Genomic DNA, 24,301 nt, shown 5'->3' with positions numbered 1-24,301 from the left:
GGGTCATTTTTTAACGTTATATGCTTGCTATGTAAGCATTATAACCTATTTTTATCGTATTTTATGTTTAAGTCCCGTTAGTTGGGGAACGATAAATACACAAAGAAACCGCGTTTCTCATGTTTTTTACCAACAGATGACAAATGGTGCTACGCTGGGGATAGGAAGTTATTTGTTTATGAACCAAATTAAACGTGTTGCCATAGTGGGAGGAACCCACGGAAATGAACTCACAGGAATTTACCTCGTGAAGAAATTCGATCGCGCGCCAGAGTTAATTGGGCGATCGACTTTTGAAACAATCGCCCTGCTAGCCAATCCCAAAGCTTGCGAAATCGGGACACGCTACATCGATATCGACCTCAACCGCTGCTTTAGAAAGCAAGATTTAGAAAATCCCCATCTCTCCAGCTATGAAGCGCAGCGGGCGAAAGAAATCTACGGCATTTTTAGCTCAAAAAACACTCATCTGCCCAACTTAATTATCGATTTGCACAGCACCACATCCAACATGGGGGTAACATTTATTCTCGCCAGCCATCATCCATTTAACCTGCAACTAGCCGCTTATTTAACCTCTGTGTATCCCCACATCAAGCTACTCGCTTCTACAACCAAGAATCATGATAGTCCTTTGCTGCGATCGCTTTCCGAATTAGGCGGTACGCTGGAAGTTGGTGCAGTCCCGCAAGGGATATTAGATGCGTCTTTATTTCAGCAAACTGAGCAAGTTGTCGGCACGATATTAGACTGCGTAGAATCCTACAATCAAGGCACAATGCCTGCTGCAAAGAATCCCCTGACTATTTATCACACCATTGGGGCGATCGACTATCCCAGAAACGAGAACCGAGAAATTCAGGCAATGATTCATCCCGATCTGCAATCCAGAGATTATCAAGCCCTAAATCCCGGCGATCCGATGTTTTTGACCTTTGATGGTGAGTCGCTCTTGTATGAAGGTAAATCAACCGTTTATCCAATTTTCATTAACGAGGCTGCTTACTACGAAAAAGGAATTGCCATGTGTTTTACGCAAAAGCAAATAGTTGTTAGTTATTAGTCATTAGTCATTAGTTATTTCTGGAGAGGGTTCTGGTGACAAAAACTCCTCTTTAGAAGCCGTAGTAAAAGAACGCAATTCCTTCCATATTTCCAAAGTGATAATACAGGTAATCAGCCACACCAAACCAGCCGTATAACCAGCAATAACATCGGTAGGCCAGTGAACTCCTAGGTAAAGCCGACTCAAACCAATAGCAGCAATTAATACAACTGTCAAGCTGTAAATCGACCAGCGCTGCTTGGGAAAGCGTTCACCCAAGAAATATCCTAGCAAACCGTAAATAACCATTGAAATCATCGCGTGGCCGCTAGGAAAACTGTAAAATGTTACATTAACAACGCGCTCCCAAAGTTGAGGTCGATCGCGGGCAAAAAGTTTTTTTAACAGTAAATTTAAACCGATCGCTCCCCCAGCCGCGAGCGCAATAGTTGCACCTTCCGATCGGTGATTGCGCGCTAGCAAAACAATACCCAACGTCAGACAAATCACTAGCAGCAACTTCGGCTCGCCCAAAAAGGTAAAGCCCAGCATTACTCCATCGCGCAGCGGAGTGTGAAGGCTCCTGAGATATAGTAAAATAGATGTATCGAAAGCGTAACTTTGTTTTCCCAACACGTCTTCGGCAATGGTGGCAAATCCCCACATCCCCAAAGCAGCAACAGCAAGCCCGGCCAGCCGAATTATCGAAATGAGCGATCGAATTTTAGAACCCATTCTTGAACTCATTAAAATTTTAAAATTTCCAACTCAAAATAATACAACAAATATAGGAAACGAAAACGCCTTACCCATCGTCTAGATTCTTGATCCCCTCTATTCTGAATCATTAATTGATTTTTCACTACCCACCTCAGCTTTTACATCCAACGGGCGAATGACTATACTATCAAAAAAATACATTTCTGCAATTTTCTTGACCTTGGGGTTGACAAGTCTGTCTAGCTGTGCTAATAACAGCGGAGTAAGTGCCCCGATCGCCGAAGCCAACACCATCGCCCAGCGTCTCGTCTCTACCGCAGTCGCCCAAAAGCCCAACAACCCGCAATTCGGCCAGCCGATCGACTGTACCCTAGGCAAAGATTGTTTTGTATTGCTGTATTTCGATCGAGAACCCGGCCCCACCGCCGTAGATTTTGGCTGCGGGCGTCAAACCTACGACGGCCACGACGGCACAGACTTTGCCATTCCCGACGCCAAAGCAATGGCAAAAGGAGTTCCAGTTATTGCCTCCGCTGCAGGCAAAGTTTTGCGAGCACGAGATGGTGTGGTCGATCGGCGTTTACAAAACGAGACAGAGAAAGCCAACATCGCAGGCACAGAATGCGGTAACGCCATAGTGATCGATCACGGCGCAGGCTGGGAATCCTACTACTGTCATCTCCGCAAAGGCAGCGTTGCCGTCAAACCGGGGACGCAGGTACAAAAAGGCACTGTTTTGGGCATGGTGGGAAACTCTGGGATGGCATCTTTCCCCCACGTACACGTAACTTTTCGCTATCAAGGCAAACCCGTAGATCCGTTTGTCGGCCCCGACGCGAAGGTAGGCTGCAACATCGCCCGCAATCCCATCTGGGACAAACCTCTAGACTATATTTCCACAGGTTTAATTCGGGCCGGTTTTGCCAATAAGCCGCCGGACGAGAACGCTGTCTGGGAAGGAAAATTTTCCGGGACTCAACTCCCTGCAAACAGTCCAGCCTTGTTGTTTTGGGTGCAAAGTTACGGAGTGCTCAAGGGCGATCGCGAACAATACAAATTATTTGCACCCAACGGCACAACCATCGCCGATCAGACCAATGAAATTAAAGCCCCCAGCCGCACTTGGTTGGGTTATGTCGGCAAAAGAAACAGTACAAATTCTCCTGTGATTCCGGGAGTTTGGCGGGCCGAATACCGGTTGATGCGGGGCGATCGAGTTTTGGCAGAAGTCAAGCGAGAAGTAGAGTTGCGTTAGTCGCCAAGTTACTCATACCAAATTCCTTTGAAAACGAGCATCAAATATGTTAAAATAACAACAATATTTTTTCATTTTTGATGGTCAAGTTTTCCTGGGCTCGTAAGAAAAATGTCATACAGCCAATTCACAAACCTAGAAATGATTGAAACCAACTTTGGCATAACCATTGCTGACAAAGTTGGTATTTTTGCCGATTTACCCGACGCCGAGTATAGCGAGCTTCTCAGCCAAACTCTGCAAGAAAACATTTCTTTGGCTTTAGCAATTAATACCGAAAAAGCTCGCTCCGAATTAATTGTCACACCTATTTTAGTAGAACTGAGAAAGCAGTTTAAGTATCAAATTAGCTTTTTTTCAGGAAAAGAGTTTAATGTAGATTTAGGAAAAGGATTAACGGGTTTCTGTGATTTTATGATTAGTCGTTCTCCCGAACAATTGCTAATCAAAGCGCCCGTGGTCGCCTTAGTAGAAGCTAAAAATGATAATATCCAAGCTGGGCTTCCACAATGTATGGCAGAAATGATTGCCGCTCAAATCTTTAATGAAAGAAGAAACAATAATATTTCCGAAATATATGGAGTGGTCACAACAGGAACCAATTGGAAATTTTTACGGCTTAGTAATCAACTTATGGAAGTTGATTTAAATGATTATTTTATTGATAATATTAGTAAAATTATTGGCATTTTAAAATATTTGATCGATGCAGATCACCTATGAAACTGGGAGCCAACTTATAGCAGGAGGCAGGAGGCAGGAGGCAGGAGGCCGACGTAATGAGAGCGAGGGTTTCAGCAATCGATATCGTCCGGCGCCGCCTTGGCGGTTGCTATATGAAATTTGCTCAATATAGATAAATTTAACAATGACTTAACCATAATTTTTACAACATCACAAATTCTCCGGGACAATCTAGCTTTCATCAGCTTGTTGTCGCCGGCTTGATCGCTCATCCTTCCCCGTCTAACGCGAGCGTTCGGGAGGGTGGTTTGGATGGGGAGAATTTAGGGCAAATTGTTCCAAGCTTGAGCCACAATGTCGCTCAGCCATAGCCTCTGAGCAAAATCGAGCAGATTGTCGTCGGCTAGTACCTCAGCCTTCAATTCATCCAAAGACTGAGATCGCGATCGAGCTATTTGAATCACACCCGCGATCGCCGACGCCACCAATTCTTCATTCAGCGGCTGCTGTCGCAAAGCAATCATTTCTTGAGGATTCGTAGGAATGGGATAATTCATGAGATTGCATACCGAAAGGAGTAGATATTCAGCCACTGCGGGCCAACCGAGAGCAAGAGCGATCGAAAACCTAAAAATCTGAGAACATTGTAAACTTATGTGAACGAACCTGACGGTCAACTGGGTACAGTTAAACCGCAGGCTTCTTTTTCCTTTTTTGCAAAGGCTTTTTTGAGTGACGAAGTTCCCCCGCCACTTTTGTAATTCAGGCCAATCTTTTTGATCAGCTTAGCTGAATTTTCGTCTCGATCCAAAGATTCTCCACACTGACAGGAATGCCACCGCGCAGACAATTCTTTCGGTACTTTATTGAGGCAATTCCAGCAGTGTTGAGAAGTTCCATTGGGATCTATAAACAAAACGCTCTTACCTAATTTCCCAGCAACATATTTGAGGACGGTCACAAATTGACCGTGAGCCGCATCAAGCATTGATTTATTCAAACCACTTTTAGCAGCTTGCCCATTTGGTAAATAAACCAAGTTACCATTCTCAATATCAGTCTTAGGCTTGGCGCGTCTAGTCAGATTCTTGATACTCAAACCTTCAACTATTAAAACATCACATTTGCTAAATAACTCATGTGCTGCTTTGAATTGAAAATCCAGCCTTGCCCTGGCTACAAATTGGTGGAGTTTAGAAATTTTACCCTTGATAATTTGCCAAGGTTTAGAATTCTTGACTCTATTAGCTAGCTTCGCTTGAAGTCTTGCTAATTTCTCAGCATATTTCCTTAATAACCTAGGGTTTTCAATTCTGTCGCCAGTGGAAAGATAGACATAATTGGTGATTCCCAAGTCAATACCGAGACTGTTTTCTTCGGTCGGTTGAATTTCTACAACCGTTACGGGAACTGTTGTATCTTCTAGCGTCAGGGAAATATACCACCCATCTGCTTCTTTGATAACACTTCCAGTCTTAACCTTGAAACCTGTCGGTATTCGACGATGAAAAACCATCGGTACTTGACCTATTTTTTTGAGGTCAATACAAATCCTATTTTGCTCATCCTTGATAATATCGAGATTATCCAATTGAGGGTAAGTAAAAGATTTGTAGTAATGGAAACCCTTGAATTTGGGTTGACCTCTACGATTGCCGTTTTTGTCCGGTGTTGTAAAATTTGAAAAGGAAGTTTCCACTCGGTTGACCACATCCTGCAAAACCTGAGAATCTAGGTTTTTATAATCAGAAAATAGCTTCTTGGTGTTTTTTAAGTCAGCTAACTGTATGGTTTGCCATTGCACATAACCGCCTTCAACGTTTGAGAAAACATCACCTTTTTTCGTTAAAGGATTACCTAATTCATCTTTTTTTCTACCATCTCTAGTTTGTACCCTGGTCAAAGGGATATTTTTATAGACTTCTTCAATTGGAACTATAGATGCAGTCAGAGGGCAAGCGTTAATAGTCGTTCTCGTTGACTCCCACCATCTAAATCTTTCACTTAGTCGGTAGTTATATTGCCTGCGACAAAGCTCTAGGTGTGTTGTAATGGTTGTTAGTTGAGCTTTTGTAGGTTTAAGGCGGTATTTGTAAGTTAGCTGCATAAGAAACTTCCTTTTTCGACCTTTTTACAGTATAGTTGGTGTCGGTCACGAAGACAATACTGATAATAAGAAATAATCAACCTTCGTAAACAATATAAGTCTCTGGCAAGTTGTTAATTTAAAAACAGATTTCCTGCGAGAGTTTATAACTTTTTCAACAATCATGAGGTACATTATCACTCAATGTGTTCACGGTGTATAATTGTCGGTCTTCGTCCGCGACGACCGACGCGCCTTTCATCACGCGGGCGTAATTTATTTGGGGTACTTCGCGCTTGCGCTCAGATGTTTCCCCTCTAAATATACCGAGAGACTTCTCGGCTGACAGTTAAAACTCAATAAGTATTCGGGAGTATAGCCTACTTTGCTCCCTTGTCAACTCCCCCATCTTTATTAATTTATTCAGCATTGAGAGCCTAATCATGCAAGAAATTCTTTATCTAGAAGTCCCGACACCAGATACAGCAGCCGTCTGCACTTGGTTGCAGCACGAATTCGATCCCGGAATCGGAGAAAAAATTATTACTCCTGACGGTTTTCGCCTGCTTTCACCGGCCACAACAGCCGAGGTTCTCAAGTCTGGAACTCAAAAGGCCAATCCAAAACCCGCATTGGCTGACACCAATTCAGGAAACCAAAATTGGCGATCGACAGAACTTTCCACCTTTGTCTGGTCACTGCAGCGCACAACTTATTTAAAAGTCTTTCGTCTAGAAGACGCCCCCGCTGGAGAAAGAAAGTTCCTGGAAGCTCTGAATCTTGCTGTGAGAAACAAGTTTCCCGATCGCTACCGGGAACCCCCTGTCATAGACCTCTCCAAACAGTCAATTTTTGACGATCTTGCCCCCTATTACCCATTGACCGTCAAATACTTCCAAAAAATGCCGAATGGCGAATACGACCTCAAGCGCGTCTACTGGTGGGAACAGCGTTGGCGCGAAAGCACTCGCAATCCTCAAAAGCCAAAACAAGTAGTGTTTTTGAAGGAAGAGGGAACAGGGAAGAAGGTAGAAGACACGATTTCGGTGTCTGATTCTGGCGATACTTTTTATGACTTAATTTATATTGGCGGGGCCTTGGGAGTGATTCACGCCGCAGTCATGGCGAGATTGGGCTACCGGGTGCTGCTAGTTGAACGAATGCCTTTCGGGCGGATGAATCGCGAGTGGAATATTTCGCGGGATGAAATTCAAAGCTTAATTGATTTGGGTTTATTTACTGCGGCAGAAATCGAAACTTTGATTGCCAGAGAATACAAAGATGGCTACAACAAGTTTTTTGATGCTAACAATCCGCTCGTGGCTAAAGCGCCAGTTCTGCACACACCGAAGGTACTAAATGTAGCTTTGGACGGAGAGAAATTGCTGAATTTAGCGGGAGTGAAGCTAACAGAAGCTGGCGGGGAAATCTGGGACGAAACTGAGTTTATCAGAGCCGATGTTGAAGCAGAAAAAGTAGTAGTTCAGGGCCGCCACTTGCCGACAAAAGCCGATCGCACTGCATTAGGACGGCTGCTGGTGGATGCAATGGGTTCGGCTTCTCCCATCGCTTGGCAATTGAACGAAGGGCGGACTTTTGACAGCGTTTGTCCGACAGTGGGAGCAGTCATCGACGGAGGATTTGAGCCGGGAATATGGGATTCCGAGTACGGGGATGTACTCCACACTCACGGGGACATTTCCCGCGGACGCCAGCTCATTTGGGAGTTGTTTCCCGGCGCCGGCACAGAACTGACAGTTTATCTATTTCACTACCACCAAGTACATCCAGAGAATCCCGGTTCTTTGCTGGAAATGTACGAGGATTTTTTCGCAATTTTGCCGGAATACCGCCGCTGCGATGTCGATAAATTGGTGTGGAAAAAACCGACCTTTGGTTATATTCCGGGGCATTTTAGCAGCAACAGCAGCGATCGCTCCGTGGCGATCGATCGCCTAGTCTCGATCGGCGACGCAGCATCCTTGCAATCTCCCCTCGTTTTCACCGGCTTCGGCTCTCTTGTCCGCAATCTTTTCCGCTTAACAGACCTTTTGGATACAGCATTAAAGCACAATTTGTTGACGGCAAATCACTTAAACCAAATTCGCGCCTACCAGAGCAATGTTTCAGTAACTTGGCTATTTTCTAAAGGCATGATGGTTCCTACCGGCAGCAGTTTGCCACCCCAAAGAATTAATTCAATGCTCAATACCTTTTTCGGTATTTTGGCAGCACAAAAACTCGCCGTCGCCGAAACTTTTATTAAAGACAGAACCGACTGGCTAACTTTCAATCGACTGGCGCTCGAAGCAGCGGGAAAAAACCCTTCTCTCCTATTGTGGATTTTAGATTTTGTCACCTTGGGGGATATTTGGCGCTGGCTGGGAAGTTACTTGAATTTTACTCTGCTGGCTTTGGCCAGTTTGCTGTTCGGATGGCTTCCCAGCTTCGCCCGCAGGGTACAACCTTGGTTGGAACCCCGGTATCCGGGTGTTTGGCTGTGGCTGTTGGCTACCAGCTATGCTCTCACCTACGGCATGGGAAAGGGGAGAAAAGAGCAAGACTTAAGTACCAAATAGTTCGCTAAAAATATCCATAGTTAATCGTTGAGGAGAAGTTTTGTGTTTGCCGTCAAGCGAGCGCTCAAATTGAATAACCGGGAAGCGACCTTGATGGCAAAACACGCAGGATTTCGGCGGGTAGTGTTTAACATGGGGTTGAGCTTGCGGACTCAAATGTATAGCGGGGGACAATTCACGGACTCACAGGTACTTAACGAAGTCAAAAAAGTTCTCACCCACTACGTCAAGAAACAGCCTGAATTCGCTTGGATGAATCAATTATCTAGTCGAGTTTATCAAAATGCTTTGATTGACTTGAAAGATGCTTTTAGTCGGTATCGCTCTGGAAAAGCAGGTCATCCAAGATTTGCTAGTCGCCGAGACGGTCAATCTTTTACAGTTGATTCGTCTAACGGCAAAGTTTTACTAAATGCTGGCAGCACGATCAAGATTCCTACATTGGGAACTTTTCGACTCTACGAAGCCCTAGAATGCGGTTATGTGTCTCAAACTTTTACGATTTCAAAAGAAGGAAGTCGTTGGTTTGTTTCCTTTGGCGTTGATGCCGAACGTTTGCCAGTTCAACAACCTGAGAATGCTGTAGGAATCGATTTAGGCATCAAGTATGCGGCCACGCTGTCAACTCAGCAGGTCTTTGAGGCGCCGAAGCCGTTAAAAAAAGCGAAAACCAAGCTTGCTACCTTGCAGCGCCAAGCATCAAAACAGGTAATAGGCTCCCAAAATCAGCGCCAAACCTACCATAAAATCCGTCGGCTCCATGCACGGATAGCTCGTATTCGCTTAGATTTTCTTCACAAGCTAACAACTTATTTAGCCCAAACTTTTAAGCTAATTAAGATTGAAAACTTGAACGTTCAAGGAATGATGGCGAACCACAAGCTGTCCGGGGCAATATCGGATATAGGTTTTTACGAGTTCAAACGTCAACTCGATTATAAGTGTAAAATGTATGGGGCAAATTTAGTGCTGGTAGACCAATGGTTCCCCAGCACTAAAACTTGTTCTAATTGTGGCACTAAAAAAGATATGCCACTAAGCATTCGGACTTTTGACTGTCCCGCTTGTGGCATATCTTTAGATCGTGATTTCAACGCCAGCATCAACATTTTAAACTGGGAACCCTCGGCTTGAGGGGGATAGCCTACTTATCTTGGGATTAGCCGTCTACCCAACAGCGTAGGAAGTAAACTCCGAATTGTGTCTAAAGATGGCTTTAGGTAAGTTTAGATAAGTTTTACAAAGCAGTGTTGAGTTTTGACTTTTAACTCAAAACTAGCAACTTCAGTTCGCTATCGAAAACTCGGCAATTCAATTTCAGCTAGCGATCGACGTTTTTTAGAAGCCCGCAGCGGACTGGCAATCAAGCTCAGCCAGTCTGGTTGGGCGACTGCTGTAGGTTTTGCCACACTCGATCGCACTTCTTGAATGCCAAAGGTTTCAACAGAGTTCAAAATTTGAAAAGCCCTAGCCAATTCTTGAGCCTCCACTTTGGTAGCAGTTTCGGCGGGTTCAGACTCAGCCATCGGCAGTTCAGGTTCCGCAACCGGTTCGGCCGAGTCAGTTGCCGGCTCATCAGGCTGGTTGGTTTCGCTCTTGTGCAATTGAATGCCGGACACTTCGGCTAATTTGTTGAGTTCCAGATTGGCTGGGGATTCAGGCTCGATCGCCTCGGTAGCAGCGGCTACCTCTGGAAGCCCTTCTGGTTCCGACCAAGGTTGGACAGGGGAAGCGTTGAAGGCTGGCGGCACTGGCATCTGAGAGCTTTTGACCGCCGCGAGCAAAGATTCTAATTGTGCGCTGGCGGTTTCCAGATTATTGTCAGGCTGCTCGATCCTCGGCGACTTTACCTGTGGCCTGTCCAAACTTCTTTCCAAGGCAGCTTTGAATTGCAGAGTGTGGCGCTGCTGGCGGTGCAAGCGGGCTCGCAATTCCCTGCAAATATTTTCTGTGGCTACTAACTGGTGTAACTGTTCGTTGTAGCGCTGCACAGTAGACGCACATTCTCGCTCAACAGTCGCTAGCCTGACTTGGCTGGTTGCCAACTGACTTCTTAAACTTTCGACTAAAATTTCTTGACTTTGGAGGGTTTGATGGGAAACTTCCACTTTGCCAAACAACCGCGTCAATTGTTCTTGAGTATTTTCGAGTTCTGCAGTCCGCTGTTCTAGCAAAGTTTCGCGATTCTGCAAGGTTTTTTGGGACTCTTCCAGAGCTGTTTCTAGCTGCGCGATGCGCTGTAAAAGGTCGCGGTTGCATTCGTGCAGCGCTTGCATAAGGGTGACTGGGGTCGATCCTTTGCCCTTGGCCTGTTCGGCATTCCCAAGCAGATTTTTTAGATTCTCTGACATCGGGGGCGAGCCCGCCTCAGTCGGCTGTGTCGGAGATTGCGAATTTTTTGTTTCAGGTTTTGTGGGAATTGCATCTACGCTGATGGCGTTGGGAAAATCTACTGTTTGCCAGTCTTCTTCTGGCTGTTGGGGAACCGTTGCGGGAGTGTCTGTCGCATCGGGGGCGATCGGCTCAAAACCCCCAGTAGCAGCAAAATCTGAATGAAATGGTTCGGTATCGGATGGAACAGCAGGGTGCGGTTGGTGCTGATGGGCTCGAAGATCAGCTTCTGACATGGCTTTTTATCCCAATACTCACAGGGTCTCAGATACAGTCTATCCTTAGAGATTCTACAGAAGGAAGCCCCTCAGTGATAGTTGTTGTCATTTTTTCTGTTTTTTAGGACAATAGCGTCTGAATCGAGTGGCGCGATCGAACTACAACCCGAACTCAAATTAAGGCGTAAGATGCGCCTGCGATCGCCCTACAGACGTGAGTTTTTCGCCCAGAGTCCTATTAAAATAATTTTTCCCGCTCTCTAACGCACTGTTTCGCTATCCGTGCGATCGCCTAAGCTTTAACAACTGAAAAATGTTTGTCAATGATTGCTGGAACTTCTGCCGGTGCAATGCGAGTGTAGCGAGTTTTGTCCGGCATCACAACTATATTTGGGCCTGCTTTACACTGTTTGAGACATCCGGTTCCCTGTACTGTCACTTCGTCTTCTAAACCGCGCGCATTCAAAGCATTTTCTAAAGCTTTACAGACTCCTCCAGCGCCCCGCTTCAGGCAGTCTGATTTTTGACATACTAATATTTTGGTTTGGGTTTTTGCCGGAGCTTTTACAGTTTTAGCTGCTGTGGGAGAGCTGACTTCGGTTTTAGCGATCGCGCGATCGTCCGATGTCAATACTGCAACAGGCCCATTGGTGGAGTCAAGGTGTTCGTGCGATCGATCATTGTGACCCTGAGCCAGCTTGAGGCTGCGAGCTTTAAGTTTTATTTTACCGTTTTTCAAGTTAAGTTCTTTCTCACCTACAACTTGAACTCTCAACCCCGGTGTCAAAATAGGCGACAGAAATGCCCGCAATTCCTTGCAAAGTTTAACAAGATATACTACTCCGCGATCGTTGCTAATTCGCAAATATTTAAGTTGGCAGCCATCTTCAATAATTAGGCCGAGGATTTCTCCCTCTAAACTGAATTCGGAAACTTGCTTGCCAGATTTATACATTGTTATGACTCCTTTAAATCCGTTACATCCGTTACATCTTCTACACTGCTCGTTGCCGAACTTCCTTCTACCTTTACCCGATTTGCCAGCAGCATTCCAGCCACTGCACCAGTTCGTATCGAGGGGCACTGACTTGCCTCAACACGCTCATTAACTGAGCCGCTTGTTTGACAGTGTTGACTTTTGCCCGCAAAGGTTGGTCAACCGCACACCAGCAGGGAATTTCTAGTTCTTGCAAGCGTTTGTAAACTTGCCACCTATCTAGCCAACTCACTTGCACAATGTCACAAACTTCTAATTCTGGATCTGCTGGATTCATTTTTTAACAACAGTAATAATTTGCATTAATTTTTACCCTGACTGGTAGCCAGCAGAAGTTAAAAGCCAGATTTCAGCAGAACATCAAAGATGATCGCAAGCCCTTCCTGAAAAATTCTGCCTTTTGCCTTCTGCCTTCTGCCTTCTGAAGGTTCGCCCCATTTTCAGGAAGCGTTCAGAACGAGAATCTTTTTAAGCATAACCCAACTGCTAATTATTCTCAATAGGTTTAGAAAAAAATTTTCCTACTCTACAAAATATTCCACTATCGAGGCAGACTCTGCTTGACTGGTAAATTTACGGTGCTAGACTGACTCTATTGGCAACAAAACTGCCTATTGAGAGGAGAACACACATGGCTGAGACTCAGAGTGCATTAAGACCGTTTGGCCACATAGCCGAAAACCCAGTTCTACTGGAACATTCCGTCACAGCACCGATTTGTGAAGGAATGAACGCGCTGCTGGCCAGTTTTCAGGCTCTATACCTGCAATATCAAAAACATCATTTTGTGGTGGAAGGGGCAGAATTTTACTCCTTGCACAAATTCTTTGAAGAAAGCTACGGAGAAGCTCAAGATAGCGTCCACGAGTTGGGCGAACGGTTAAACGGGTTGGGCGGCATACCAGCAGCTACCTTTAGCAAGTTAGCTGAGTTGTGCTGTTTTGAGCCGGAAGCCGACGGCGTATATTCCTGCCGCCAAATGCTAGAACACGATTTAATTGCTGAGCAAGCTATCCTCGGTTTGCTGCGCCGTCAAGCAGGACAAGCAGAAAGTTTGGGCGATCGAGCTACCCGCTACCTCTACGAAAAAATCCTGCTAAAAACAGAAGAGCGAGCTTATCACATTTCCCACTTCCTCGCCCCCGATACCTTAGTGCAGTTGAACTTGAACTAACAATTCTTCTTCTTCCTCTTCCTTAGCACACGTGGCACAGGCGTCTCGCCTGTGAATTTTGACAGTTCATTATCTTAGAGCGAAAAAAAAGCGAGCAGTTTTGTGACTGCCCGCTTTTTTTATACAAAGTGCGTTTGAACCGCTGGGAATTAAGGCGCTAAAGCATTCCCACGCAACAAGCTACCAATGGTTTTCGCAGTAATCTTCATCTGAATGAAAGGATTAGCCGGTACGACGGTCTTATACAAGTAGCTATCGAATGTGAGTTTCTGTACATCGCGATCGGCACACATTTCCACAAAAGCTTCGCGGGTAGCGTCGGAACGGTAGAACACGCGCTGCAAAATGTCAAGAACTTTGTAAGTAATGCCGTAGGCTTTATCCCACCGCTTCAGGTAAATCTTAATTTCCTCTTCAGTCGGAATGCGCGCGCCTTTATTGGAAATCTCCACAATAGTTTCGGCGCACATCCGGCCCGACTTGGCGGCAAAATAGATACCTTCGCCGGAAGACTTGGTAACGTAACCTGCAGCGTCGCCTACGAGAGCAACTCGGCCGACAACCCGGCGAGGACGCGGATGTTCCGGGATGGGGTGAGCTTCCACTTTAATAATCTCACCGCCCATCAGTTTTTTGGCAGCGCGGGCGCGGACGCCTGCTTGCAGCTTTTTGATGCTGGCTTGATTGACTTTCATCGTGCCGGTACCGACGGCTACGTGGTCGTATTTGGGGAACACCCAAGCGTAGAAGTCGGTAGATACGTCGTCGCCGACGTACATTTCGGCTAAGTCTTCGTAGTAAGCCATTTTATCTTCCGGCAGGCGGATGCGCTCTTGGAAGGCGATCGCATAATTGTAGTCGCCAGCGTCGATCGCCTTTGCTACGCGAGAGTTAGCGCCGTCAGCCCCAATTACCAAATCCACTTTCAGAGTTTTCTGAATACCCATTGCGCTGCCGTCGGAGTGGTCGGCATAGTGGAGAGTGTAGGGGTCTGTATTGTTGCCGGGAATTTCTAATTTGTGAACGGTGCCGTTAATCAGTTTTGCACCCAAGGAAGCGGCGCGATCGCGCATGAAGCCATCGAGCACTTCGCGGCGGCACATACCGATGTATTCGTGTGCGTTTTCAATATTGATGTCCACCTCGACATTGGAGGGGGAGATCATTTTCATTTTTCTGACTTGGCGGTCAATAATACTTTGCGGCAAGTCAAATTCGCTGACCATGCACAGGGGAATCGCCCCACCGCAGGGTTTGGCGTTGTCTAATTTACGCTCGAATAGGTATGTTTCGATGCCTGCTTTTACCAATGTTTCGGCGGCGGAAGAACCCGCAGGGCCTGAACCTACTACTGCAACCCTTAGTGTCAAAGCTTTTCTCTCCAGTTTTTTTCTATAGGCATTACTCAGGTGTGATGGTATCACGGACTTGGGATGCGGTGGCGTGAAGCAGGGGAGATTTCAATGAAATGAAACAGAGCTTAACAGTTCGATACGAAAATTGGGTTTCGGGCAGTAGGTGCGATCGAATATCTTAAATTTTTTAGTGTAGATGAAGGTGGATGGACGGTGATGTGCCTTGATCTGCCCTGGTGTGCGATCGAACATTTTGCCCTATTTTCTAAGAACAGGCAAGATGCCTGTTCCACAAAGAGTGAATTTTCTGCTTGTGGGGAGTAGGGGTTGGGCCGAAGAGCCCGCCCGGACATGAACAAGCTTCCCTAGGCTGTTCCACAAAGAGTGAATTTTCTGCTTGTGGGGAGTAGGGGTTGAGCCGAAGAGCCCGCCCGGAATAGGTTAGAACCAGTCCAATAAGTTACATTAAAGTTACTTGCAGTTATATCTAAAATTCTTATGCTCGGTAATTTTCAACAAAGCAACCTGCGGATTGAGCTTGAAGCTTCCGAAACAGCGATTAGAGACAGCTTGTTGCGTCCAACTCAATTGCAGCAGTGGCTGTGGCCGCAGCAGTTGTCTAGCGGTTTGCCGGAAGAATTTGCTCAAGGTTTGACCTTTACAAGTTGGCTGGGCCCCGTGGCAGTTCAGCATCACGTTGATATTGTTGAGCACAATTGTCTGCGGCTGTTATTGAGTCAGGGAATTGACGGGTTTCACGAATGGTATTGGGGCGATGGTTGGGTGCAGTCTCGGTTGGAGGGAGTGTCGCTGCTGCCGCTGAATTTGGGGCAAACGGCTAGTTTACTCCGGCTGCGGGAGTTTGTAGCCGGGAAGGGTAAGGGGAAGTAGGAAGTAGGAAGTAGAGCAACATCATCTAAAAGCTTATCGAATGCAGTGGCCCGATTGTTTCCCACCTGATTGCCCGCCAAACGACGCTAAAGAGCCGTGCGATCGAGTTTATCGCCTGATTCAACAAGATTCTGCAACGGCTGATGATTTTTTGACAGTCCGCCAACTTTACCCAAATCGACAATTTCCTGACAGCGAAAAAGAATGCCGTTCCTGTGCTCTCTCTGTTTTTACTTCAAGAGATGATGTGACAGTTAACCGCAGAACTGGTCGGTTTAAAAATATGAAAGTTGCTGTGGCAAATTTGACTCCCGATTCAGGACGAATCAAGCACACTCCCTCACCGGGTACTAAGAATTCTCACCACAGTTGGTGGGTTCCAGTTAACGTTGAAGCCTTGACTTTATTTGAAGCTGTTGATGTCACTGAGTGAGGTATAGTTATGAGCCTGCTTCCAGAGTCTACTCATTTAGGCAAATTGGAAATTATCGAGGTTTACGAGTATTACGATGTACCGTGCCTATTTGCTTGCCGAAATGCGTCAGAACAGATATTTCTTGCAGTTTGGGCAAGTCAAACAAAAGAAATGGGAAGATGGTTTTATGTTCCCATGTCTATCGGTCGGTTTAAGCGGGTTCGGTCGGGAAGTATTGATATCCGAGATGCTTTTGTAACCGCTGAAGATGGTTTTGTTTATGAAGTTATCATCCCCTGCGACGATAGTTTTGACAGGGTGATAGCTGTTTCTTGCCAAGAACTAAATGATGAATGGCTTCCTATGGCTGGTGAATTGCTTGATTTTGGGGACGAACCTTTGCCGGCATTGTTTCAAAAGCAAGAGGTGAGTTGATTTTTTGGTAGTCCTGCATAGCAAGGAAAAATCCTAAATATTTTTACGGGTAAAAAGCGTTGTAATGATGATACATACCAGAATATCCCCGCATAATGGGAGAGCTTTGTAGATTAGGACAGACTCTTTTTTACAATTTATTACAACAATAGCGAGATATGCTTTGCCTCAGGGTGTTATTTAATCTTTCGATATCAAAAGTTGGGTCGGTATCTTTGCCGACAGGTTTGTGTCGCTGGGGAGCGAAAACTTTTTAGAGGTGGCCCCAAAATCTGTATAATAGACGGCACATTGTCTGTCCACTACTGGGAGGGAATCCCAAAAACCTTTAGCACCCATTTCAACTCGACTTCCTATATACACCCCTAGAATTTCTTTGCTTAAGGCATCAATTGGCCCGCTCTTTCCAGTGCTTGTTCCCCTTATTGCCTAAAAACGACTACATTTCATCACATTGGATCGTTAGCTTGCCTTGGTTTTTTGACTTTAATTGAACTTTCCGGGGGACTGATCCTAATTGTTGAAACACACATAGTATTGGAACCAGCGGGGACACCCTCGTGAATTTGACAATCGCCACTCAAGATATTTTTTATAATAAAAGCCGATCGCTCAATTTTTTGTTTCTTCTGAAATCCTTTGATGTCTGGGGTTTTAAACAAACTGCCTGTGACAATCTCGACATTCAAAATTTTGCTTAGCGCTGGGGGTGGGACAATTTTTAACGATGTTTGGATAACCGAAACGGTGACAATTCATGGAGTTGAGAATTAACAAGGCTTAGGTACGTCGCATGATAACTCCTTACTCTTACTATGCCAGACCACCTGAAAGCCACTTCGCTGCCGAAAAATTAAGATTGTGTTATAAAAACATAATTTGTTCCTTTCTAAAGCGCTATTCTCGACACAACGAACCCGGTGCGTTTTGAGTTAGCTTTAATTTTTACCAGAAAAATAAATATGCTCTCCATTCCAGGTATTGCTGTCCAGAAGCTGCTTTACGAAAGTGCCAATTCTCTGGTTTACCGGGCGATTCGGGAAGCGGATCGCCAACCGCTCATCCTCAAACTGCTCAAAGAAAGCTACCCCACACCTCAAGAATTGCTACGCTACCGCACCGAATACCGCATCACGCGAGAGCTGAAAGAGGCGGGAGTCGTGCAAGTTTATGACTTGCAAAAATACCAAAACAGCCTCGTGATTTTTGTGGAGGACTTTGGCGGGGAATCCTTGAAAATATGGATGCAGGAGCGAAAGTTTAGCCTCAAGGAATTTCTGCAAATTGCGATCGCCACAACTGAAATTTTAGGGCAAATTCACAGCGCCAACATCATCCACAAAGATATTAACCCCTCGAATATTGTTTACAACCCCGAAACAAAACAATTAAAAATTATCGACTTTGGTATTTCTACTCAGCTAACGCGAGAAACGCCAACCCTGAAAAACCCCGACGTTCTTGAAGGAACTCTCGCTTACATCTCGCCAGAACAAACTGGCAGGATGAATCGCACTCTCGATTACCGGACTGACTTTTACTCCCTCGGCGTCACCTTCTACGAATTGCTGACAGGAAAATTGCCTTTTGAGACAAAAGATGCTTTAGAGATAGTTCACTGCCACATTGCCAGACAACCAGTTGCCCCGCACGAAATCAAGCCAGAAATTCCCCTAATTGTCTCGCAAATTGTCAGCAAGCTGATGGCAAAAAATGCGGAAAATCGCTATCAAACTGCATTGGGTATCAAGCAGGATTTAGAAATGTGTCTGGTTCAATTACAAGAAACCGATAGCATAGAAGAATTTGACTTGGGAACGCTGGATATTACAGACCATTTCCTGATTACCGAAAAACTCTACGGCAGAGAAAGTGAAGTTGATCATCTATTAGCTGCCTTTGAGCGAGTCAGTATCGGTAGCGCCGAAATGATGCTGGTGGCTGGCTTTTCTGGGATTGGAAAAACCGCAGTAGTGAACGAAGTCCATAAGCCGATCGCCCGACAGGGTGGCTATTTTATCAAAGGCAAATACGACCAATTTCAACGCAATATTCCTTTCTCAGCATTTGTGCAAGCATTTCGGGAATTGATGGGACAATTATTATCAGAAACTGACGCTCAGTTACACAGATGGAAAACCCTGATTCTCACCGCAGTAGGCGAGAGTGGGCAAGTCTTGATTGACGTAATTCCTGAATTAGAACACATCATTGGCCCTCAAAGTCCTGCACTAGAATTGTCGGGGAGTGCCGCCCAAAATCGCTTCAATCTGCTGATGCAGAAATTTGTGCAAGTATTTACCCAAGCAGAACATCCCTTAGTGATGTTTCTGGACGATTTGCAGTGGGCAGATTCGGCATCGCTGAAATTGCTACAACTATTGATGGAAGATACCGGGCATCTGTTAGTATTGGGTGCTTATCGGGATAATGAGGTATCACCAGCTCATCCGTTTATGTTGACTGTGGATGAGATTGTGAAGTCTGGGGCAGTGGTGAATACGATTACCCTGGAACCGTTGAGTTTAGCAGATCTAAATCAGTTGGTAGCAGATACGCTGATTTGTGATTTATCTTTTGCTCAACCTTTGACAGAATTGGTTTATCAAAAAACCAAAGGTAATCCCTTTTTCTCTACTCAATTCCTCAAGTCGCTGTATGAAGATGGTCAAATTATCTTTGACCCCCCTGTGTCCCCCCTTACTAAGGGGGGAAGTAAAGGGGGGTGGCAGTGCGATATTGCTCAAGTTAGACTTACCCACGCCTCGGATGTGGTGGAGTTTATGGCGGTGCAATTGCAGAAGTTGCCTGCACAAACTCAGGATGTCCTCAAACTTGCCGCGTGCATTGGAGCGCAGTTTGATTTAGAGAGATTGGCAATAGTCAACGAAGAACTACCCGAAAAAACGGCATCAACCCTGTGGAAAGCATTGCAAGAAGGACTCATTTTACCCATTACAGAAGGCTATAAATGCTTCATTCCAACAGATGCTCAATCCAATACTGAGTCTATTACCAATCCAACTTATCGCTTCCTGCACGATCGCGTCCAGCAAGCGGCTTATTCCTTGATTCCTGACAACCAAAAACAAGCTATTCATCTGAAAATCGGACAGTTACTTGTCCAAAATTATTCGGATATAGAAATAGAAGAAAAACTCTTTGATATTGTGGGGCATTTGAATCAAGGAATTGAGTTAATCAATCAATTAAGCGAACGAGAAGCCTTAGCCCAACTAAACTTAGAAGCTGGACGTAAGGCTAGAAATTCTACCGCCTACGCAGCCGCAATGACCTATCTGCAAACAGGGATTGAGCTACTGAGAGCCAACTGCTGGCAAAGTCAGTATGAGTTGACGCTGAATCTCTATGTTGCTGCTGCCGAAGCCGCCTATTTGAATGCTGACCTTGAAAACATGGAACAGATGGCAGCACAGGTGTTGCAAGAAGCTAAGACGATTTTAGACAAAGTTAAAATTTACGAAATTTCAATTGCCGCCCAGACAGCCCAGGGCAAGCTGTTGGAGGCGATCGCAGTGGGCAGAGATGCACTCTTGCAACTGGGGGTTGAACTCCCTACCGAACCTGACGAAGCCAAGATTGGCAAGGCGCTACAAACCCTTGCCAGTCAACTCCAGGGAAGAAGGGTGGAAAAACTGGTTGACTTGCCTGTGATAACTGATGCCAAGGCTCAGGCTGCCATGCCATTATTAGGAACGTTATATGCTTCCATCTTTATAGGAATGCCGAGTTCGATGCCCCTACTTAGCTCCACGATGGTAAGTTTATCGCTCTCCTTTGGGAATGCACCCGCATCAAGCGTGGGATATGCAATTCACGGTATGGTGTTGTGTGCTTTTTTGGGAGAAGTAGAAACTGGTCATGCCTTTGGCAAATTAGCGCTCTCATTGCTCGAACACTTTAATATGCGGGAATTCAAGTCCACCATTTTAGTTATGTTTGGGGGCTTTATTCAGCATTGCCAAGAATCTTTGAGGGCAACGATACCTACGCTAAAAGATGGCTTTACGGCTGGCATGGAAACTGGTGATTTTCTACACGCTGGCTACAACATAAGTCTATACTTTTATGCCCACTTTTTCGGTGGGGTAGAACTAGACAATTGGGAACCAGAAATAGCAGGTTACAGCGCTGTCATGGCGCAGGTAAAGCAATGTTCTCCCCAGACTTATTTGGATATGACGCGGCAGATGATGCAGAACTTAAGGGAAACCATAAGTCGGCCGGACTGCTTAATTGGAACTGCCTACGATGAAACGAGTATGCTTCCTAAGCATTATCAGGACTATGACCTCAATGGTATCGCTATAGCCTACATCTATAAACTGCTACTGGCCTACGTTTTTGGCAATTACCCTGGGGCCCTAAACCACATTGCTCAAGCCAAGCAGTATTTAATGGCAGTATCGGGAATGGTTTTTACTCCTATTTTTCATTTTTATGCAGCACTGACACACCTGGCACTGTTCTCCACACAGCCAGAAATGGAACAAACTGAAATTCTCGTCCAAGTGGAAATTTATCAAACTAATCTGCATCAATGGGCACAAAATGCTCCCATGAATCATCTACATAAATGGTATTTGGTTGAGGCAGAACGCTATCGCGTTTTGGGCAATAAAGCTGAGGCTATTGAAATGTACGATCGCGCCATTGCTGGAGCTAAAGAAAATCAATTCCTCAACGAAGAAGCCCTTGCCAACGAACTCGCAGCCAAATTTTACATAGAATGGGGTAAAGAAAATTTTGCCCAACTCTACATGATTGAGGCATATTATTGTTATGTCCAATGGGGAGCCACTGCTAAGGTAACAGATTTACAAACGCGATATCCTCAGTTATTGAAACCAAAACCGGGAAATAAAAACACTAAAACTACCGCAACAGTGACCACCACAGGTTCGGGTAATAACTTAGATATCACCACAGTAATGAAAGCTTCTCAGGCGATTTCTGGGGAAATATTGCTGGATAAGTTAATGTCTAGCTTGATGAAAAATTTGATGGAAAATGCAGGGGCGCAAAGAGGATATCTGATTTTGTCAACTCAGGGAAAACTGTTAATTGAAGCTGAAGGGACAATAAATTATGAAAAAGTTACCGTGTTGCAGTCAATCTCAGTTGAAAATTGTCAGGAACTTTCCTCCGCAATTGTCAACTATGTGGCCCGCACTCAAGAAAGCGTGGTACTTGATGATGCTGTCCGATCGGGACAATTTACCAACGACCCCTACATCCAAAAGCATCAGCCCAAATCAATTTTATGTGTACCGCTGATTAACCAATCTCAAATCGTCAGTATTGTTTACCTAGAAAACAATCTGACAGCCGGAGCTTTTACCCCAGAAAGAGTGGAACTATTAAAACTGTTATCGGGACAAGCGGCTATCTCAATTCAAAATTCTAAACTCTATACAGAAATCCGCGAAAGTGAAAACAGGCTGACTCAATTTTTAGAAGCAATTCCAGTGGGGGTGTCAGTGCTGGATGCTTCTGGCAAACCTTACTATAGTAATCGCGTTGCTATTCAATTATTAGGTAAAGGAGTTATTCCTAACGTCAGCAGCGAACAAATCTCCGAGGTTTATCAAGTGTATAAAGCTGGTACCGATCGGGAATATTCCTCTGCTGAATTGCCAATTGTGCGAGCGTTGAGGGGCGAAAGTGCCACCGCTGACGATATGGAAATCCACCAAGGCAACAAGATTATTCCGATCGAGGCTTGGGGTACTCCCATCTATGATGAAAAGGACAATATTTCTTATGCACTTGTAGCCTTTCAAGATATCACGGAGCGTAAAAAAGCAGACACTGAGCGAATCAGATTTACCGCTGAACTGTTTCTACTCAACCAAGCTTACGAGCGCTTCGTTCCCAATCAGTTCCTTCAGTTTTTAGATAAATCAAGCATTATTGATGTGGAATTGGGCGACCAAGTGCAGTTAGAAATGTCGGTGCTATTTTCCGACATTCGCGACTTCACCACGCTTTCGGAAACTATGACGCCGAAGGAGAATTTCCGATTTATTAATTCCTATCTTTCTCGCATGGAACCAGTTATTAATGAAAATAACGGGTTTATTGATAAATATATTGGCGATGCGATAATGGCGCTGTTTAGCGGCGAGGCGAATAATGCGGTGAAAGCCGGAATTGCTATGCTGCACTGCCTCGTTGAATACAATCAAAATCGCGCTAATTTTGGCTGTGCGCCGATTCAGATTGGGATTGGAATTAATACTGGAACTTTGATGCTGGGAACGGTGGGCGGTCAAAATCGCATGGACGGGACGGTAATCAGCGATGCGGTGAATTTAGCTTCTCGCGTGGAAAGTTTGACAAAAAATTATGGGGTGTCGCTATTAATTACACCGTCAACTTACTCGCGTTTAGAAAATCCATCCCAGTATGCAATCCGCACCCTCGATACGGTAAAAGTCAAGGGAAAATCTGAATTAGTAACAGTTTATGAGGTCTTTGATGCTGACCCGCCAGAAATTAAAGAGGGCAAGTTAGCTACGTTGGAATTGTTTGCAGAAGCTAGGGCAATTTACTGGGAAAGGAAATTTGCTGAAGCGGCGCGGCTGTTTGCCGAGTGTTGGCGTCAGAATCCGGGCGATGCCGTCGCTAAAATGTACTGGGAACGCTGTGAGTCTGCATTGTTGACTCGCACAAAAATCAAAGACAGGCTACACAATTTACATTAAGCAGTTGCTATACCTGAAAATCACAGCAAAAGTACGATCGACTGCTGAGACACGCTACAAACTAGGCGATCGAAATCGGGTAGGTATGTTGTTGCGCTTTAGCGCTAAAGCGCAACAACATACGAAGTCTAAACAGTTACTGCCTGAACTATACTGCTGGCAGTGACTCCTTTCAAGACAGCTAAATATTCTCCTGTTACCTGATACTGAATTATAGTATCGCTAACAAAAGCGCCGATTCCTTGATAAATATTTAACTGGCTAAAAGCAAGGGGGCCAATTAAATCAATTTTGTCTTGATTTAGGGTGAAATCATTAATCACATCGGCGGCGGCTAAGTCTGTTCCACCAGTATCGATCGCGATCGCAAACACATCAAAACCCAATCCGCCTGTGAGAGTGTCGGCACCAATTTCTCCAAATAAGTAGTCATTGCCCGCGTCGCCAAACAATATATCGTCGCCATCGCCTCCGTAAATGCGATCGTTTCCCTTACCTGAGTAAATCAAGTCAGTACCGCCGTCACCCTGAATAAAATCAATCCCTTGGCCGCCAAAAATAATGTCATTGCCATCACCGCCCCTGATGCCGTCATCCCCTTTTTGTCCGTAAAGCAAGTCATCTCCTGCTTTGCCATGAAGATAGTCATTGCCGGGGCGTGCGTGGATAATGTCGTTTAATGCCGATCCTGTGAGGCGATCGTCCTTATCTGTCAAACCGATTACTGACTTTTTCAACAAGGTTGTGACATCGCCTAAGTTATCGTTATCGCTGATATTGACTGTGAGAGGGGCGACGAGATTATTATACAATGTGTCAGTGCTGGTAGTGGCGTGGCTAATTGGGCTGACACGATCGCCCTCAACAACCGCATCGTCAACCGCAGTCACCGTTACCGTTTGAGCGACATTCCAATTGGCGGGAGTAAAAGTAAGGGCAGGTAGGCTGACAGTAACTTGGCTTTCAGGGGTAATAGCGACGGTGACATTAGCAGTTGGCTGAGTATTTAGTCGCACTTTGTATATATCGTTGCCCAAGCTTTCGAGTACGTCGGTACTGCCAAGTGGTTCAAGGAAAATGACAGCGGGAGTACCTGAAGTTGGCGTTGGAGTTGGAGTTGTTGTCGGAGTTGGAGTTGTTGTCGGAGTCGGAGTTGGCGTTGGAGTCGGAGTTGGCGTTGGAGTCGGAGTTGGCGTTGGAGTCGGAGTTGGCGTTGGAGTCGGAGTTGGCGTTGGAGTCGGAGTTGTTGTCGGAGTCGGAGTTGTTGTCGGAGTCGGAGTTGTTGTCGGAGTCGGAGTTGTTGTCGGAGTCGGAGTTGTTGTCGGAGT

General features: G+C 45.4%; 20 protein-coding genes. 10 read left to right on the top strand and 10 right to left on the bottom strand.

The genetic code is table 11. From position 1 onward, the window contains the following. Positions 1-1,063 (top strand): aspartoacylase (locus QUB35_RS13465; RefSeq protein ID WP_445252117.1); only part of this gene is annotated, 1,063 nt, incomplete at its 5' end. A gap of 3 nt (positions 1,064-1,066) precedes the next feature. On the opposite strand, the gene QUB35_RS13460 is transcribed toward QUB35_RS13465, so the two are convergent. After that, complete coding sequence (locus QUB35_RS13460) at positions 1,067-1,792, bottom strand: phosphatase PAP2 family protein (protein ID WP_333142380.1); 726 nt, start codon at positions 1,790-1,792, stop codon at positions 1,067-1,069. A gap of 148 nt (positions 1,793-1,940) precedes the next feature. Between QUB35_RS13460 and QUB35_RS13455 the strand changes: the two genes are divergently transcribed. Together QUB35_RS13455 and QUB35_RS13450 are read left to right on the top strand one after the other, a co-directional pair. After that, positions 1,941-3,020, top strand: coding sequence for a M23 family metallopeptidase (locus QUB35_RS13455; protein WP_333142379.1), 1,080 nt, complete (start codon positions 1,941-1,943; stop codon positions 3,018-3,020). A gap of 141 nt (positions 3,021-3,161) precedes the next feature. After that, positions 3,162-3,743, top strand: coding sequence for a hypothetical protein (locus tag QUB35_RS13450; protein WP_333142378.1), 582 nt, complete (start codon positions 3,162-3,164; stop codon positions 3,741-3,743). Positions 3,744-4,027: 284 nt separating this feature from the next. Here QUB35_RS13450 and QUB35_RS13445 read toward each other — a convergent pair whose 3' ends face one another. Both QUB35_RS13445 and QUB35_RS13440 read right to left on the bottom strand, forming a co-directional pair. After that, positions 4,028-4,261, bottom strand: a complete 234-nt coding sequence (locus tag QUB35_RS13445; protein ID WP_190662685.1) for a hypothetical protein — start codon at positions 4,259-4,261, stop codon at positions 4,028-4,030. Positions 4,262-4,377: 116 nt separating this feature from the next. Beyond that, the gene (locus QUB35_RS13440) at positions 4,378-5,811 is read right to left on the bottom strand and encodes a transposase (protein WP_333142377.1); all 1,434 of its coding nucleotides are present in this window, start codon (positions 5,809-5,811) and stop codon (positions 4,378-4,380) included. Positions 5,812-6,233: 422 nt separating this feature from the next. On the opposite strand from QUB35_RS13440, the gene QUB35_RS13435 reads away from it, so the two are divergent. Both QUB35_RS13435 and QUB35_RS13430 read left to right on the top strand, forming a co-directional pair. Further along, the gene (locus QUB35_RS13435; protein ID WP_333142376.1) at positions 6,234-8,369 is read left to right on the top strand and encodes a flavin-dependent dehydrogenase; all 2,136 of its coding nucleotides are present in this window, start codon (positions 6,234-6,236) and stop codon (positions 8,367-8,369) included. A 42-nt stretch (positions 8,370-8,411) separates the two neighbouring features. Next, complete coding sequence (locus tag QUB35_RS13430) at positions 8,412-9,503, top strand: RNA-guided endonuclease TnpB family protein (RefSeq protein WP_333142375.1); 1,092 nt, start codon at positions 8,412-8,414, stop codon at positions 9,501-9,503. Positions 9,504-9,661: 158 nt separating this feature from the next. Here the strand turns inward: QUB35_RS13430 and QUB35_RS13425 are convergent, their stop codons facing one another. From QUB35_RS13425 to QUB35_RS13415, 3 genes are all read right to left on the bottom strand, one after another. Beyond that, positions 9,662-10,996 (bottom strand): hypothetical protein, encoded by a 1,335-nt coding sequence (locus QUB35_RS13425; RefSeq protein ID WP_333142374.1) that lies wholly within the window; start codon positions 10,994-10,996, stop codon positions 9,662-9,664. Positions 10,997-11,270: 274 nt separating this feature from the next. Then, positions 11,271-11,933, bottom strand: a complete 663-nt coding sequence (locus QUB35_RS13420) for a (2Fe-2S) ferredoxin domain-containing protein (RefSeq protein ID WP_333142373.1) — start codon at positions 11,931-11,933, stop codon at positions 11,271-11,273. A 73-nt stretch (positions 11,934-12,006) separates the two neighbouring features. Continuing rightward, positions 12,007-12,252, bottom strand: a complete 246-nt coding sequence (locus QUB35_RS13415; protein ID WP_333142372.1) for an Asr1405/Asl0597 family protein — start codon at positions 12,250-12,252, stop codon at positions 12,007-12,009. A 354-nt stretch (positions 12,253-12,606) separates the two neighbouring features. Between QUB35_RS13415 and QUB35_RS13410 the strand changes: the two genes are divergently transcribed. Further along, positions 12,607-13,149 carry a Dps family protein gene (locus QUB35_RS13410; RefSeq protein ID WP_333142371.1) on the top strand — a complete coding sequence of 181 codons (543 nt, stop codon included), beginning with the start codon at positions 12,607-12,609 and terminating at the stop codon, positions 13,147-13,149. A 149-nt stretch (positions 13,150-13,298) separates the two neighbouring features. Here the strand turns inward: QUB35_RS13410 and chlP are convergent, their stop codons facing one another. Beyond that, entirely contained in the window at positions 13,299-14,519 is a 1,221-nt protein-coding gene (gene chlP / locus QUB35_RS13405; RefSeq protein ID WP_242723505.1) for a geranylgeranyl reductase, read from the bottom strand. Between the two features lie 483 nt (positions 14,520-15,002). On the opposite strand from chlP, the gene QUB35_RS13400 reads away from it, so the two are divergent. The 3 genes from QUB35_RS13400 to QUB35_RS13390 are packed head-to-tail and all read left to right on the top strand — an operon-like array spanning position 15,003 to position 16,245. Continuing rightward, positions 15,003-15,395, top strand: a complete 393-nt coding sequence (locus tag QUB35_RS13400; RefSeq protein ID WP_333050108.1) for a hypothetical protein — start codon at positions 15,003-15,005, stop codon at positions 15,393-15,395. Positions 15,396-15,435: 40 nt separating this feature from the next. Then, the gene (locus tag QUB35_RS13395; protein WP_333104410.1) at positions 15,436-15,828 is read left to right on the top strand and encodes a hypothetical protein; all 393 of its coding nucleotides are present in this window, start codon (positions 15,436-15,438) and stop codon (positions 15,826-15,828) included. Positions 15,829-15,837: 9 nt separating this feature from the next. Beyond that, a complete protein-coding gene (locus QUB35_RS13390; protein ID WP_333142370.1) occupies positions 15,838-16,245 on the top strand; it encodes a DUF6575 domain-containing protein in 408 nt (135 codons plus the stop codon). Positions 16,246-16,694: 449 nt separating this feature from the next. On the opposite strand, the gene QUB35_RS39145 is transcribed toward QUB35_RS13390, so the two are convergent. After that, a complete protein-coding gene (locus QUB35_RS39145; RefSeq protein ID WP_445252118.1) occupies positions 16,695-16,934 on the bottom strand; it encodes a hypothetical protein in 240 nt (79 codons plus the stop codon). Next, positions 16,900-17,004, bottom strand: a complete 105-nt coding sequence (locus QUB35_RS39140) for an IS1/IS1595 family N-terminal zinc-binding domain-containing protein (RefSeq protein WP_445251657.1) — start codon at positions 17,002-17,004, stop codon at positions 16,900-16,902. The genes QUB35_RS39145 and QUB35_RS39140 overlap by 35 nt, the downstream gene beginning before the upstream one ends. 203 nt (positions 17,005-17,207) lie before the next feature. On the opposite strand from QUB35_RS39140, the gene QUB35_RS13380 reads away from it, so the two are divergent. Next, a complete protein-coding gene (locus QUB35_RS13380) occupies positions 17,208-22,973 on the top strand; it encodes an AAA family ATPase (RefSeq protein WP_333142369.1) in 5,766 nt (1,921 codons plus the stop codon). Between the two features lie 128 nt (positions 22,974-23,101). Here the strand turns inward: QUB35_RS13380 and QUB35_RS13375 are convergent. After that, positions 23,102-24,301: calcium-binding protein (locus QUB35_RS13375; RefSeq protein WP_445252116.1), on the bottom strand; the 1,200-nt coding region annotated here is incomplete at its 5' end.

The organism is Microcoleus sp. B13-B6 (assembly GCF_036705405.1).
Classification (GTDB): Bacteria; Cyanobacteriota; Cyanobacteriia; order Cyanobacteriales; family Microcoleaceae; genus Microcoleus.
Note: the sequence above shows the minus strand (reverse complement) of the source record. Positions and strands in the feature narration are given on the sequence as shown.

Excerpts from the sequence above, each read along its gene's own strand:
- QUB35_RS13460 (WP_333142380.1), bottom strand. The coding sequence starts at position 1,792 with ATGAGTTCAAGAATGGGTTCTAAAATTCGATCGCTCATTTCGATAATT.
- QUB35_RS13455 (WP_333142379.1), top strand. The coding sequence starts at position 1,941 with ATGACTATACTATCAAAAAAATACATTTCTGCAATTTTCTTGACCTTG.
- QUB35_RS13450 (WP_333142378.1), top strand. The coding sequence starts at position 3,162 with ATGATTGAAACCAACTTTGGCATAACCATTGCTGACAAAGTTGGTATT.
- QUB35_RS13445 (WP_190662685.1), bottom strand. The coding sequence starts at position 4,261 with ATGAATTATCCCATTCCTACGAATCCTCAAGAAATGATTGCTTTGCGA.
- QUB35_RS13440 (WP_333142377.1), bottom strand. The coding sequence starts at position 5,811 with ATGCAGCTAACTTACAAATACCGCCTTAAACCTACAAAAGCTCAACTA.
- QUB35_RS13435 (WP_333142376.1), top strand. The coding sequence starts at position 6,234 with ATGCAAGAAATTCTTTATCTAGAAGTCCCGACACCAGATACAGCAGCC.
- QUB35_RS13425 (WP_333142374.1), bottom strand. The coding sequence starts at position 10,996 with ATGTCAGAAGCTGATCTTCGAGCCCATCAGCACCAACCGCACCCTGCT.
- QUB35_RS13420 (WP_333142373.1), bottom strand. The coding sequence starts at position 11,933 with ATGTATAAATCTGGCAAGCAAGTTTCCGAATTCAGTTTAGAGGGAGAA.
- QUB35_RS13415 (WP_333142372.1), bottom strand. The coding sequence starts at position 12,252 with ATGAATCCAGCAGATCCAGAATTAGAAGTTTGTGACATTGTGCAAGTG.
- QUB35_RS13410 (WP_333142371.1), top strand. The coding sequence starts at position 12,607 with ATGGCTGAGACTCAGAGTGCATTAAGACCGTTTGGCCACATAGCCGAA.
- QUB35_RS13400 (WP_333050108.1), top strand. The coding sequence starts at position 15,003 with ATGCTCGGTAATTTTCAACAAAGCAACCTGCGGATTGAGCTTGAAGCT.
- QUB35_RS13395 (WP_333104410.1), top strand. The coding sequence starts at position 15,436 with ATGCAGTGGCCCGATTGTTTCCCACCTGATTGCCCGCCAAACGACGCT.
- QUB35_RS13390 (WP_333142370.1), top strand. The coding sequence starts at position 15,838 with ATGAGCCTGCTTCCAGAGTCTACTCATTTAGGCAAATTGGAAATTATC.
- QUB35_RS39140 (WP_445251657.1), bottom strand. The coding sequence starts at position 17,004 with ATGAATTGTCACCGTTTCGGTTATCCAAACATCGTTAAAAATTGTCCC.
- QUB35_RS13380 (WP_333142369.1), top strand. The coding sequence starts at position 17,208 with ATGCTCTCCATTCCAGGTATTGCTGTCCAGAAGCTGCTTTACGAAAGT.